The organism is Streptomyces sp. NPDC058955, from assembly GCF_042741435.1.
In the GTDB taxonomy this organism is placed as follows: domain Bacteria; phylum Actinomycetota; class Actinomycetes; order Streptomycetales; family Streptomycetaceae; genus Streptomyces.
The window spans coordinates 1-12,559 of the sequence record NZ_JBHYKM010000173.1 but is presented as its reverse complement, the minus strand read 5'-3'; the positions used below and the strand labels follow the sequence as shown (position 1 = coordinate 12,559).

Here is a 12,559-nt window from a genome sequence, read left to right as displayed (position 1 = left end):
GACGGCGGGGCCCGCCGTCCCCGCGCCGCACCGTCCGACGTTCCTGAGGAGGAGCCCCCATGTCCCCTGCCGACCTGACCCTGCGGGCCGCCGTGCGGACCGACGACGCCGACGCGGTGCGCGCGGCCCTCGCCGCCGGCGCCCGCGTCGAGTGCCGCGACGAGCACGACCGCACCCCGCTGCTGCTCGCCGCGGCGGCGGACCGCGTGGTCGCCGCCCGGGCCCTGGTCGCGGCCGGTGCCGACCCGAACGCGCGCGACGACCGCGAGGACACGCCGTGGCTGATCACCGGCGTGACCGGCAGCGTCCCGATGATGCGGGTCCTGCTCACCGCCGATCCGGCGCCCGACGTCACGCTCACCAACCGTTTCGGCGGCACCAGCCTCATCCCCGCCGCCGAACGCGGCCACGTCGACTACGTGCGGGCCGTGCTCCGCGCCACCGACATCGACGTGGACCACGTCAACCGGCTCGGCTGGACCGCGCTCCTGGAGACGGTCGTCCTCGGCGACGGCACCCTGGCGTACCAGGAGATCGTGGAACTGCTCATCAGTGCCGGCGCCGCTCCCCACCTCCCGGACCACGACGGCGTGACCCCGCTCCGGCACGCCGAGCGCCGCGGCTTCCACGAGATCGCCGGGCTGCTCGCGGCCGTCCGCTGAGCCTCCGGCGCGCCGCCGGAACCCGCCGCCCGGTCACGCCGCGCGGTCGAGGACTCCGGTGGCCACGGCGTGCAGATGGCGGCGGAACCGGTCGAGCGTGGGCAGGTCCCGGGGGCCGAGCCGACGGCCGGCGGCGTCGATGACACCGGCCTGGGCGAAGGAGTGGGCGGTCCACACGACGGTGAAGACCAGCAGCTCGACGTCGGCCCCCGCCCCGAGCCCCGCCCGGTCCAGGACCGCGCGGACGGCGGCGGCGACCTCCGCGACCAGCGGTCCGGCGAACTCCGTCTCGATCTCGGCGAGTTCGGTGCCCTCGGCGAGCCAGCGGCGCATCCACAGCGCCGGCACCTCGGGGTGGTCGAGACAGAACGCGAGATAGGCGTCGACGAAGGCGAGCAGCCCGGCGCGGGTCTCCTCCGGCGTCGGGCCGCAGGCGTCCAGCCGGCGCAGCGCGGCGCCGACGGCCTCCCGCTGCGCGAGGTGGGCGCGGCGCATCACGGAGCGGTAGAGCTCCGGCTTGGCGCCGACGTGGTAGGCGACCGTGGCGATGTTGAGGCCGACGGCCTCGCCGATCGCGCGGGTGCTGGTGGCGTCGTAACCGCGCTCGGCGAACAGCCGGGTGGCGGCCGCCAGGATGCGTTCGCGGCTGTGACCGTCGTCGGGCTGGCTGCTCATACGGCTGAGGCTACCGGACGTGTCCGACCCGGTTCAATCAGCTGCCGGAGGGCGTAAGACCAGGTCAGAGTCGATTGCGCAGCTCTCCATCATTCGATTGAATGAGCGCCCTCGAAGCAAGGCTCGAAGCGGAGGGAGGGCCGGGCATGGGCTCGACGAGGGTGGCGGTGATCGGTGCCGGGGCGGCGGGGCTCGCCGCGGCCAAGGCACTGCTCGACGAGGACCTGGACGTCACCGTCCTGGAGCGGGGCTCGCGCCCCGGCGGCCTGTGGGCGGGGGACGATCCGGAGGACGACTCCGGCGGCGGCTCCCCGGCCTACGCCGGCCTGCACCTCAACACCAGCAAGGGCCGGACCGAGTTCGCCGACTTCCCCATGCCCGAGCGGTGGCCCGACTACCCGTCGGCCGCACTCGTCGCCCGCTATCTCGCCGACTACGCCGACCGCTTCGGGATCTCCGGACGCATCCGCTTCGGCACCCGCGTCACCGCGGTCCACCGCGCCGGGACCGGCGTCGGCACCGGCTGGGAGGTCACGGCCGGCGGCGTCACCGAGCCGTACGACGCCGTCGTCGTCGCCAACGGCCACAACCGCGACCCGAAGTGGCCCTCCCCCGCCCACCCCGGCACCTTCGACGGCACGCAGCTGCACGCCCACGACTACCGCGACCCGGACGTCTTCGCGGGACGGCGGGTGCTCGTCGTCGGCATGGGCAACTCGGCCATGGACCTCGCCGTCGACGCCTCGTACGTCTCCGCCGGGCCGGTGCTGCTCTCCGCCCGGCGCGGCACCCACATCGTCCCCAAGTACCTCTTCGGCCGCCCCGCCGACGCGACCGGCGGCGCCCTCGCCGTGCTCCCCTGGCGGATCCGGCAGACGGTCGCGCAGGCCGTGCTCCGGCTCGCGGTCGGCACTCCGGAGCGGTACGGGCTGCCGCGCCCCGCCGGAGGCCTCTTCCAGGACCATCCGACGATCAGCGACACGATCCTGCACCGGCTCACCCACGGCGAGGTCGTCGCCCGCCCCGGCGTCGCCCGCCTCAACGGGGACCGGGTGGTCTTCACCGACGGCACCGCCGACGACGTCGACGTCCTCGTCTGGGCCACCGGCTACCGGGTCACCGTCCCCTTCCTCGGCCCCGAATGGCTCGGCGACGACCCCGAGGCGCTCCCCCTCTACCGGCGGGTCTTCCACCTCGACGACCCGACGCTCGCGTTCGTCGGCCTGATGCAGTCCACCGGCGCCGCGCTGCCCGTCGTCGAGGCGCAGGGCAAGCTGGCCGCCGCGTACCTCTCCGGCCGGTACGCGCTGCCGTCGCCGCGGGCGCAGCGGGCCGCCGTCGCCCGCGCCCACGCCACCGCCGTCCGCCGGTGGGGCGACCGGCGGCCGATGATGCGGGTCGACTTCGACCGGTACGTCGCCGCGCTCCCCCGCGAGATCCGGGCCGGCGTCCGCCGGAAGGCCCGCGGCACCGGCGTCCCCGTCCCGACCCCGAAGGCGCAGGCATCCGCATGACGTTCCCCTTCCCCTCCCGGACCCACGACCCGCGCGGCCGGCGCGTCCTCGTCACCGGCGCCTCCGGCACCATCGGCCGCGCCCTCGGGGAGCGGCTGGCCCGGGCCGGCGCCCATGTGGTCGGGCTCGACCTGCGGCCCGCCGGCGACGAGCCGTTCCCCGTGCTCGCCTGCGACGTCACCGACGACGCCTCGGTGACCTCGGCCGTCGCCGAGGCGCTGACGCTCCTGGGCGGGCTCGACGTCCTGGTGAACAACGCGGGGATCGGCGGGCCCGCGCCCGCCGAGCACGCCCCCGGCGCCGAGGTCCGGCGGCAGCTGGAGATCAATCTGCTCGGCAGCTGGCGGGTGACGGCCGCCTGCGTCGGCGCGCTGGTCACCGCGCGCGGGCGGGTCGTCATGGTGGCCTCCCGGATGGCGGTGATGCAGCTCCCGCTCGCCGCCGCCTACGGGGCCTCCAAGCGCGCCCTGGTCGCCTACGCCGACGCGCTGCGGCTGGAGCTCGGCACCCACGTCACGGTCAGCTGCGTCTACCCGTCCGCCGTCCGGAGCCCGATCCACGACGCGACGAAGGCCGCGGGGCTCTCGCTGGAGGGCATGAGCGTGTACGAGCCGCTGGACGGCGTCGTGGACGCGCTGGCGCGGACCGCGCTGGCCGTCCGGCCGCGGCGGGACGTGACGACGACCCGCAAGGGCGCGGTGGAGTTCTTCCTGGCCCGTCATCTGCCCGCGCTCACCGACCGGATCGTGGCCCGGACCCTGTCCGCGCGGGCGGCGGCCGGCGCCTTCGAGGGGGCCTCCCTCGCGGCGGGTGTCGTCGAGCGGCACGGGGGCCGGCCGTGACGGCGCCGGTCCCGGCCGCCCGCGCCGCCGGGGCGGCGCCGCGCGCGGGGCGGGGGACGCTCGCGCTGTACGCCACCGGCTCGGTCGGCATGGGCGTGTGGGTGACCGTGCCCGGTCTGCTGCTGCTCTACTTCCTCACGGACGTCCTCGGGGTGCCCGCGTTCCTGGCCGGGCTGACGCTGCTGCTGCCCAAGGTCGTCGACATCGTCGTCCATCCGCTGCTGGGCTCCCGGTCGGACCGGGAGGCGCGGCGGTCCGGCCACCGCCGCCGGATGATGCGGGCCGGGGTGCTGCTGGGGGCGGCGATGGTGGCGCTGTTCAGCGTGCCGCCGGCGCTGACCGGCGGGCCGGCGGCGCTCTGGGTGGGCTGCTGGTTCACCGTGGGCAATCTGCTCTTCGCCGGCTTCCAGGTGCCGTATCTGACGACCCCTTCGGATCTGCGGGTGGGGTACCACGAGCGGACCCGGGTCTTCATGTTCCGGATGGTCCTGCTGACGCTCGGGCTGCTGGGCGCCGGCGTCGCCGCGCCGGCCCTGGTCTCGGCCGGCGGCCGGGGGGACTACGCGCTGATGGCGCTGCTGCTCGCGTCGGCGATGGCGGTCTCCGCGGCGGTCGCGCTGGTGGGGGTGCGGCGGCTGACCGGTGTCTGCGGCTTCCGGGTCCCGGACGGGCGGGCGGAGCACACGGCCCTGGCCGACCTGCGGGTGGCGTGGCGGGACCGGGACTACCGGGCGCTGGTGCTGTCGTACCTGTTCACCGGGACGACGACGCACCTGTTCCTGGCGGCGCTGCCGTACGTCACGGCGTACGTCTTCGCCGACACCCGGCTCACCGCGCTGTTCATGGGGCTCTTCCTGGCGCCGGCGCTCTTCGCGAGCCCGCTGTGGACGGCGTGGTCGCGGCGGTTCGGGAAGCAGCGCGGACTGCTGCTGTCGCAGGGCGTGTTCGCGGCGGGGTCGCTGGCGCTGCTGCCCGGGGCCTCGCTCGGCGGGACGGCGCGGGTGGCGGTGACCGCCGGGGTGGTGATGGTGATGGGCGTGGCCTTCGCCGGGCTCCAGCTCTTCGCGTTCTCGATGGTGCCGGACGCCGTCGCGGCGGCGGAGGCCGCGGGGGCGTCGAAGGCGGGGGCGTACACCGGGGTGTGGACCGCCACCGAGGCGACGGGGACGGCGATCGGCCCCTATCTGTACTCGGCGGTCCTGGCGCTGGGCGGCTTCGCGGCGGGCACCGCCGCCGCACCGGCCGCGCAGTCCGGTACGGCGCTGGGCGCGCTGCTCGTCGGCTTCACCGTCGTACCGGCGGCGCTGATGGCGCTGGCCCTGTGGTTCCAGCGGCGGTACACCCTCGACCGGGCGGCGTGACCGGGATCGCCGCCGCCGCGGGCCGACGTGACACGGGGTCAGGGTGCCGGTCGCTCGGCGGCACCGCGAGCGGCCTTCGCCGGGGCGCCCCAGGCGACGAGGGTGAGGGCGGCGGCCGCGGCGGCGAGGACCGCGCACAGGAGCCAGACCGTGACGTACGCCGACTCGCTCGGGGTGGCGCCGGCGTGCGGGGCCGAGGCGGTCAGGACGGCGGCCATCACCCCGCCGGCCACCGCGCCGCCGAGCGTCTTGACGTTGTTGTAGAGGGCGGTGGTGACGCCGGTCCGGGAGGGGTCGCTGGCCTCCGCGATCACGGTGGGCATGGCGCCGAGGGCGAGGCCCAGGCCGAGCCCCGCGAGGATCTTCGCCGTGACGAGCTGCCAGATCGCGGTGTGCAGGGCGGCCGTGGCCAGGAAGCTCGCCGCGATGAGCGCGAAGGAGACGGCGAGGGCGGGGACGTAGCCGGTCCGGCCGGCGATGCGGGCGGTGAGGGAGGAGGTGACGACGGCGGTCGCCGCCGCGGGGAGCGCCACGAGGGAGATCGACAGGGCGGAGAGCCCGAAGCCGTAGCCGGTGGTGGCGGGGTCGGCGGCGAGGAAGGTGGCGTCGGGCGCCTGGCCGCCGAAGTAGACGACGCCGAAGGCGAAGGCGCAGAGGAAGAAGGGGGCGACCCGGCGGTCGGCGAGCGCGCGGACGTCCACGAGGGGTTCCGGGGTGCGCAGTTCGACCCGGATCCAGACCGCGCCGAGGAGGACGGCGAGGCCGAGCTGGGCCAGGGCGGGGAGGCCGGGGCCCTCGTCCTTGGCCGCGGCCACGCCGGAGAGGAGCAGCAGCATGGTGGCGCTGAGCAGGACGGCGCCGGGCAGGTCGAGCCGGCCGCGGGCCGGCCGCCGGGTCTCGGGGATGGCGAGGAAGGAGACGGGGACGCAGGCGGCGGCGAGGGCGGCGGGGACGAGGAGGGTGAGGCGGACGTCGTCGGTGAGTTCCTGGACGGCCCCGGTGAGGACGCCGCCGAGGAGGGTGCCGAGGGCGAGGGCGCCGACCAGGCGGGCGATGGCCGAGCGGGCCGGGCCGAGCGGCAGCCGGTCGCGTACGAGGGCGATCTCCAGCGGCAGCAGGGCGGCGAGCGGCCCGGTGAGGACGCGGCCGGCGAGCAGCACCGGCAGGTTCGGGGCGAGGGCGACGAGGAGGGAGCCGACGGCGACGGCGGCAAGCGCCCAGCGCAGGACCCTGCGGTGGCCGTGGAGGTCGCCGAGGCGGCCGAGGACGGGGACGCTGACGGCGGCGGCGAGGAGCTGGGCGGAGATCACCCAGGTGAGGTCGGCGTCGGGGACGGAGAGCTCGCGGCCGATCTCCGGCAGCAGGGGCGCGATGCCGCCCTGGAGGAAGCCGCTGGTCAGCTCGAAGAGGACGAGGAGTCCGACGACGGCGCGGACGGATCCGGCCCCGGTCTCCCGGTCGGCGGCATCGGGGGTGTCGGGGCGTTCGGTGGTGCTCATGCGGGCTCCTCGGCGGCTTCCTGGAGGCGGCGGGCGGCGAGTTCGGCGAGCAGGACGGCGGCGTCGAGGACGGCGCGGTCGTCGAAGACGGCCTGGGGCGAGTGGTTCATGGGGGCGGTGGCGGGGTCGCGGTCGGGCGGGCAGGCGCCGATGCCGAGGTAGGCGCCGGGGACCTCGCGCAGGACGAGGGAGAAGTCCTCGGAGCCGGTGAGCGGGCGCGGCGCCTCGAAGGCGCGGTCGGCGCCGAGGAGCCCCCGGGCGGTGCGGAGCGCGAACGCGGCTTCGGCGGGGTCGTTCTCGGTGACCGGGTAGTTCTCCTGGTAGTCGAGGTCGGCCTCGACGCCGTGGGCGGCGGCGACGCCGTGGACGACGCGCTCGAACCCGGCGCGGACGGCGGCCTGGGTGGCGGTGGAGAAGGACCGGACGGTCGCCTCCAGGACGGCCTTCTCGGGGATGACGTTGCCGGCGGAGCCCGCGTGCAGGGAGCCGACGGTGACGACGGCCGGGTCGAAGACGTCGACGGTGCGGGTGACCATCGTCTGGAGGGCGGTGACCATCTCGCAGAGGGCGGGCACGGGGTCCTTCGCGGAGTGCGGCGAGGAGCCGTGGCCGCCGGAGCCGCGGACGGTGACGGTGACCGCGTCGGAGGCGGCGAGCATGGGGCCGGGGCGGACGGCCGCGTAGCCGGTGGGCAGCAGGGTCGAGGTGACGTGGAGGGCGTAGGCGGCGACGACGCGGCGGCCGGCCGCGTCGAGGACGCCTTCCTCGATCATCAGGCCGGCGCCGCCCATGCCCTCCTCGCCGGGCTGGAACATGAACACCACGTCGCCGGGGAGTTCGTCGCGGCGGGCGGCGAGCAGCCGGGCGGCGCCGACGAGTCCGGCGGTGTGCAGGTCGTGGCCGCAGGCGTGCATCCGGCCGGGGGTGCCGGAGGCGTACGGGACGCCGGTGTCCTCCTGGACGGGGAGGGCGTCCATGTCGCCGCGGAGCAGCACGGCGGGGCCGGGGCGGCCGCCGCGCAGGACGGCGGTGACGGAGGTGAGCCGCTCGCCGAGGGTGATCTCCAGGGGGAGTCCGGCGAGGGCGTCGAGGACCTTGCGCCGGGTGTGCGGGAGGTCGAGGCCGAGTTCGGGCTCGCGGTGGAGGTCGTGCCGCAGGGCGATGAGGGTGTCGGCGTGAGCCAGGGCGTCGCTGTGCGTGAACATGCCGGGTATAGTGCCGATCCGCCGGATGAACGGCCCTCCGCCTGCAGGGATCCGCCGCTCATGGGTGATCGTTTGCGCGAATGAACCGTTTCGGGAGCGGGGTGGTGGCGTGCTCGACGAGCTGGACTATCTGCTGGTGACGGCCCTCCAGGTCGCTCCGCGCGCCGACTGGCAGACCGTCGGCGAGGCGCTGGGGCTGGACGCCTCGACCGTGGCCCGCCGGTGGGCGCGGCTGACCCGGGCGGGCAACGCCTGGATCAGCGTCCATCCGGCGGTCCAGGCGCAGGCGCCGGCCGTGATCGCCTACATCGAGGTGGACTGCGCGGCCGGCCGGCTGCACGAGGTCGCGGCGGAGATCGCCGAGGATCCGCACGTGTTCAACCTGGAGCACGTGAGCGGCGGCCGGGACCTGCTGGTGACCGCCGTCTTCGCCGACCAGGCCGAACTGGCCCGGTACGTGGGCTTCCGGCTGGGCGCGCTGGACGGGGTGGCCGCGTCCCGGACGCAGGTGGCGACCACCCTGCACACGGAGGGGAGCCGCTGGCGGCTCGACCGGCTGACCGAGGAGCAGCGGCGGCGGCTCGCGGGCCCGGACCGTCCGGCGTCGGCCCGGCCCGCGGGCGGGCGGGTCCTGGAGGAGCGCGACCTGGAGCTCGTCCGGGTGCTGAGCGAGGATCCGCGGCAGTCCGCGGCGCGGCTGGCGGAGCGGACCGGGCTCAGTCCGACGACGGTGCGGCGGCGGCTCGACCGGCTGGAGGCCGAGCACGCGCTGGTGTACCGCTGCGAGGTGGCGCGGGCGCTGTCCGGCTGGCCGGTGTCGGTGTCGCTGTGGGCGACGGTGCCGCAGAGCCGGGCGCCGCGGCTCGCGGAGCGGATCAGCGCGCTGCGCGAGATCCGGATGTGCGCCTCGCTGTCGGGGCCGTACAACCTGCTGCTCGCGGCGTGGCTGCGGTCGGTCGACGACATCGCGCCGTTCGAGTCGCGGCTCGCCGAGCGGTTCCCCGAACTGGTGGTCACGGACCGGGCGCTGACGCTCTGGCCGATGAAGCTGGGCGGCCATCTCCTCGACCCCCGGGGCCGCCATCTGCGGGCGGTCCCGCTCGGCCGGTGGAGCGACGCGCGCTCGGAGGCGGCCGAGGCGGCCCTCCTCGACCGGCTCCGCTCGCCGCGCCGTCCGGCGCCGGGGGCGGCGGACCGCGGCTGAGGCGGCGGACCCCGGCTGAGGCGACCGGAGCGGCGGCGATCTCCCGGGGGCGGCGCCGGGAACAGTGCCCTGTTCGTGATGCGCGGAGCCCTGTCGCCCGGATGCTACCCGGCGGTAATGTGCGGGCCCGTCCACAGCCTTGGGGGAGAACGCATGGGTGCAGTCACGGCCTACGATCCGGTGGCCGAGCACGAGCGGACGCGTGTCGCGCTGGAGGCCGCGATCGGGCGCCTGGTGGAACTGCTGGGCGGCGTCGCCGACCTGGACGTGCCGTCGGGGGTGCCGGTGTGGTCCGTCGGGGACGTCGGCGCGCACCTCGCGGCGGTGTACCTCGCCTACGGAGCCGCGCTCCCCGGCGCGCCGGCCGGCGAGGGCATCGACTGGGACGCCGTACTGGCCGGACAGGAGGGGACGTTCGGCGAGCGGATCGCCGCCGTGAACGCCCTGTCCGTCGGGCTCGTCGCCGGGCCGGAGCGGAAGCGGCTCGGCGCGATCCTCGCCGAGCGCGGCGCGGCCTTCCTGCGCGGCTCGGCGGGGCTCGCCCCCGACACCCCGGTCCCCGCCCCCTGGTACGGTCCCGGCCGGACCGTACCGCTGGCGGCGGCGACGGGGCTGATGCTCAGCGAGACCCTGCTCCACGGCCTCGACGTGGCGCGCGGCGCGCGCCGGCCCTGGACCCTCGCCCCCGAGGAGGCGTCGCTGGTGATCGGGCAGGCGATGGTCACGATGATGCCGCTCGCCCTCGACACCGAGAAGGCGCGGGGCGTGCGCATCGCCTTCGACCTCGCCCTCAAGGGCGGCCCGCGCCTCGCCGTCGTGGTCGAGGACGGCGCCGCCACCGTGACGAGGGACGCGGCGCCGCGCCCGTACGACTGCCGGATCAGCGCGGCGCCGGTGGCGTTCCTCCTGGTCTCCTTCGGCCGCATGCCGATCTGGAAGGCCATCGCCCTGGGCCGCATGCGCGCCGGCGGCCGCAGGCCGTGGCTCGCGACGCGCCTGAGCGAGCTGATCACGGCGCCCTGAGCCGCCGCGCGGGGGTCAGGCTCCGGTGAACGGCCAGGAGACGATGTCCTGGTAGCGGACCGGAGCCGGGCCGCGGGCGTCGTCGCTGCCGACGAGGTGGAGGCGGGCGGCGGGCCAGGGGCGGCCCTCGAATCCGTCGAGGACGGTGGCGGCTTCGGGGACGCTGGTGAGGTCGCCGCGCCGGGCGCGGGCCAGGGTGAGGTGGGGGCGCAGCGGGCGGCCCTCGTAGGGGATGCCGGCTTCCTTCACCAGGGTGCGGACGTCGTCGGCGAGGCGGTGGAGGCCGGGCAGGTCGCCCGTGATGCCGCTCCACAGGACCCGGGAGTCGAAGTGGCCGCCGCCCCGGAGGGCGAGTCCGAGGGGGCGGTGGCCGGCCGCCAGCTCCGCGAGCGGGGCGTGGAGGCCGGGGACGGCGGAGACGGGCAGTTCGCCGAGGAAGGCGAGGGTGATGTGCCAGTCCTCGATGCGGTTCCAGCGCATGCCGGGGTGGGCCGCGTAGGCGGGCGCCAGGGCGCGGGCGAGTTCGTCCTTGGCGTCGTCGGGCGGCGCCAGGGCGATGAAGACGCGGATGGTGGCGGGCTGGATCGAGTCGTTCACAGGAGTCTTCGTACCGTGCCGGGGACGCGGCCGTGCGGGCGGGGGTCCCGGTAGGGGGGCGCCCCTACCGGGACCCGGGTCACCAGTCGCCGTCGGCGATCGGGGCGCCGGGCGGGGGCGGCGGCGGGCCGAGGGGCGTGATCTGGTGCGGGGCGGGCGGCGTCCACGGGTCGAGGTCGTCGCCCAGCCACTCCCCCACGGGCTTGACGTCGGCGAGGGTGTCGGAGGGGGCGAGGTCGGTGCCGTCGGCGTCGAAGTAGTCGTACCAGGGCAGGCCCGCGCGCGTGTAGGCGGCGCGGTCGGCGGGGGACGGCGGGGGCGCCTCGCCCGTGATGCGGCGCCACTCGGGCGGGGTCACCAGGTGGACGAAGACGCGCGCGTCGGCGGTGTCGGACCAGTCGCGGGCCGGCCGGTCGTCCTGGAACACCTCCTGGCGCATGGTGCCGCCGGCGCCGATGCCCATCGCCGCGGCGGCCGGCGGCGGACCCGCCGGGGCGGCCATCGGCATCGGCGGCGGGCCGCCGTAGCCGCCGAAGGCCGGGCGGGGCGGGCTCGCGGCGAGCCGGCGGGCCCGCTCCTCGGCGAGGCGCCGCTGCTCCTCTCGCCAGGCGGCGCGGAGCTTCGGGGCGAGCGGGAACGCCTGGAGCTGGAGGCCGCCGACGGTCTCCTCGCCGGTGACCTGGCCCTCGACGGTGGCGCCCATGCCGAGCGGGACGGCGACGAACTGGCGCACGGTGCCCCTGCCGGAGTTGATGCCGTCGAGCCACGGCTGGCGGGGCAGCACCACGTAGTTCTGCGGGCGGCGGGAGAGCTTCCCGGTCCACTTCTTCCCGGAGATCGCGCAGACCTTGCCGACGCCGACCTGGAGCGCCGTGGGTTCCGGGCTGCCGGCGAAGCTGAGCCACATCGCCTCGCGCAGGTACACCGGCATCATCACGCCGCCCTTGGCGCGCCACTGCTCGGGCACGGTGTCGGGGTGGTCCTCGACCCGGCGGAGCGGGAAGGTGCCCAGTCCCGGGGGCAGCCGGTGGGTCCCGGTCTCGGGCAGCCGGAGCGTGCGCATGAAACGGACCCGCACCCCGTCCCCCAGCAGCAGGGTGTCCCCCTCGATCCTCGCCTCGTTGGCGACCACCACGTCTCCCCTCGTCTCGGCGTCTCCGTCCCCCGTAACACGATCGGCCGGAGCGGCCGGTTCCCGTCGGGTCGCGGCTTGTCGACGACGCCTCGCGGCGCTATCTTGCATTGCATGGTTCCTGGTAACGCAAGCAACGAGGCGGGGGGCAAGGTCTCCAGCCAGCTCCGCAAGGGAGTGCTGGAGTACTGCGTCCTCGCGCTGCTCAGGGACGAGCCGAAGTACGGCGTCGAACTCCTCGCCGAGCTGTCCGCGGTCAGCGTGATGTCCACCAGCCAGGGCACGATCTACCCCCTGCTGTCGCGGCTGCGGCGGGAGGGGTTCGTCGACACCGAGCTGCGCGAGTCCCCGAGCGGGCCGCCGCGCCGCTACTACGCGCTGACGGCCCTCGGCCGGACCGCGCTCGCCGAGTTCGCCGGGGCGTGGCCGCACTTCCGGAACGCCGTCGACCACTTCCTCAACGACCCGCAGGGGGACACCGCATGAACGCCATCGACCACCCGCTCGTCGCGGCCTACCTCGACTCCGTGGCCCGCGAGACCGCCGAACTCCCGGCCGACCGCCGGGCGGAACTGCTCGCGGACCTCCGCGAGCACATCGAGGTGAGCGACGCCCGGGACGACGCCGGGGTCCGCGCGGTCCTCGCCGAGCTGGGCGAGCCGCGCACGGTGGCCGCCTCCGCGCTCGCCGAGGAGGGCCCGCGCACCACCGCCACCGCCGCGCCCGCCCCCGCGCCCACCGCGCCCGCGCCGACCGGGCCGCCCGCCCCGCCGCCCGCGGCCCCCCCCATCCCCCCGCGGCCCCCCCCCCGCCGCCCGGCCCGCGCCCCCGCGTCCGACTGACCG

Annotated in this window: 13 protein-coding genes; 8 read left to right on the top strand and 5 right to left on the bottom strand. The window is 76.3% G+C overall.

Annotated features, from left to right (window positions below; all coding sequences use genetic code 11):
• Positions 1–59: 59 nt before the first annotated feature.
• The gene (locus ACFW1I_RS36170; protein ID WP_384677990.1) at positions 60–662 is read left to right on the top strand and encodes an ankyrin repeat domain-containing protein; all 603 of its coding nucleotides are present in this window, start codon (positions 60–62) and stop codon (positions 660–662) included.
• A 33-nt stretch (positions 663–695) separates the two neighbouring features.
• Here the strand turns inward: ACFW1I_RS36170 and ACFW1I_RS36165 are convergent, their stop codons facing one another.
• The gene (locus ACFW1I_RS36165; RefSeq protein ID WP_384677988.1) at positions 696–1,337 is read right to left on the bottom strand and encodes a TetR/AcrR family transcriptional regulator; all 642 of its coding nucleotides are present in this window, start codon (positions 1,335–1,337) and stop codon (positions 696–698) included.
• 146 nt (positions 1,338–1,483) lie between these two features.
• Between ACFW1I_RS36165 and ACFW1I_RS36160 the strand changes: the two genes are divergently transcribed.
• The 3 genes from ACFW1I_RS36160 to ACFW1I_RS36150 are packed head-to-tail and all read left to right on the top strand — an operon-like array spanning position 1,484 to position 5,054.
• Positions 1,484–2,851, top strand: a complete 1,368-nt coding sequence (locus ACFW1I_RS36160; RefSeq protein WP_384677986.1) for a flavin-containing monooxygenase — start codon at positions 1,484–1,486, stop codon at positions 2,849–2,851.
• Positions 2,848–3,693 (top strand): SDR family NAD(P)-dependent oxidoreductase, encoded by an 846-nt coding sequence (locus ACFW1I_RS36155; RefSeq protein WP_384677984.1) that lies wholly within the window; start codon positions 2,848–2,850, stop codon positions 3,691–3,693. Before ACFW1I_RS36160 ends, ACFW1I_RS36155 begins: the two co-directional genes overlap by 4 nt.
• Positions 3,690–5,054, top strand: a complete 1,365-nt coding sequence (locus ACFW1I_RS36150; RefSeq protein ID WP_384677982.1) for an MFS transporter — start codon at positions 3,690–3,692, stop codon at positions 5,052–5,054. Before ACFW1I_RS36155 ends, ACFW1I_RS36150 begins: the two co-directional genes overlap by 4 nt.
• Before the next feature lie 38 nt (positions 5,055–5,092).
• On the opposite strand, the gene ACFW1I_RS36145 is transcribed toward ACFW1I_RS36150, so the two are convergent.
• Together ACFW1I_RS36145 and ACFW1I_RS36140 are read right to left on the bottom strand one after the other, a co-directional pair.
• Entirely contained in the window at positions 5,093–6,553 is a 1,461-nt protein-coding gene (locus ACFW1I_RS36145) for an MFS transporter (protein WP_384677980.1), read from the bottom strand.
• Positions 6,550–7,758: a M20 family metallopeptidase gene (locus tag ACFW1I_RS36140; protein ID WP_384677978.1), complete on the bottom strand. Its 1,209-nt coding sequence runs from the start codon at positions 7,756–7,758 to the stop codon at positions 6,550–6,552. The genes ACFW1I_RS36145 and ACFW1I_RS36140 overlap by 4 nt, the downstream gene beginning before the upstream one ends.
• 109 nt (positions 7,759–7,867) lie before the next feature.
• Between ACFW1I_RS36140 and ACFW1I_RS36135 the strand changes: the two genes are divergently transcribed.
• Together ACFW1I_RS36135 and ACFW1I_RS36130 are read left to right on the top strand one after the other, a co-directional pair.
• Positions 7,868–8,962: an Lrp/AsnC family transcriptional regulator gene (locus ACFW1I_RS36135; protein WP_384677976.1), complete on the top strand. Its 1,095-nt coding sequence runs from the start codon at positions 7,868–7,870 to the stop codon at positions 8,960–8,962.
• Between the two features lie 153 nt (positions 8,963–9,115).
• Positions 9,116–9,985, top strand: a complete 870-nt coding sequence (locus tag ACFW1I_RS36130) for a maleylpyruvate isomerase N-terminal domain-containing protein (RefSeq protein WP_384677974.1) — start codon at positions 9,116–9,118, stop codon at positions 9,983–9,985.
• Between the two features lie 15 nt (positions 9,986–10,000).
• On the opposite strand, the gene thpR is transcribed toward ACFW1I_RS36130, so the two are convergent.
• Entirely contained in the window at positions 10,001–10,582 is a 582-nt protein-coding gene (gene thpR, locus ACFW1I_RS36125) for an RNA 2',3'-cyclic phosphodiesterase (RefSeq protein WP_384677972.1), read from the bottom strand.
• Between the two features lie 79 nt (positions 10,583–10,661).
• On the bottom strand, positions 10,662–11,714 hold the full coding sequence (locus ACFW1I_RS36120; protein ID WP_384677992.1) for a hypothetical protein: 1,053 nt from the start codon (positions 11,712–11,714) through the stop codon (positions 10,662–10,664).
• Positions 11,715–11,828: 114 nt separating this feature from the next.
• Between ACFW1I_RS36120 and ACFW1I_RS36115 the strand changes: the two genes are divergently transcribed.
• Together ACFW1I_RS36115 and ACFW1I_RS36110 are read left to right on the top strand one after the other, a co-directional pair.
• A complete protein-coding gene (locus ACFW1I_RS36115; RefSeq protein ID WP_384677970.1) occupies positions 11,829–12,200 on the top strand; it encodes a PadR family transcriptional regulator in 372 nt (123 codons plus the stop codon).
• Positions 12,197–12,556 carry an HAAS signaling domain-containing protein gene (locus ACFW1I_RS36110; RefSeq protein ID WP_384677968.1) on the top strand — a complete coding sequence of 120 codons (360 nt, stop codon included), beginning with the start codon at positions 12,197–12,199 and terminating at the stop codon, positions 12,554–12,556. The genes ACFW1I_RS36115 and ACFW1I_RS36110 overlap by 4 nt, the downstream gene beginning before the upstream one ends.
• The last annotated feature ends 3 nt before the right edge of the window (positions 12,557–12,559 follow it).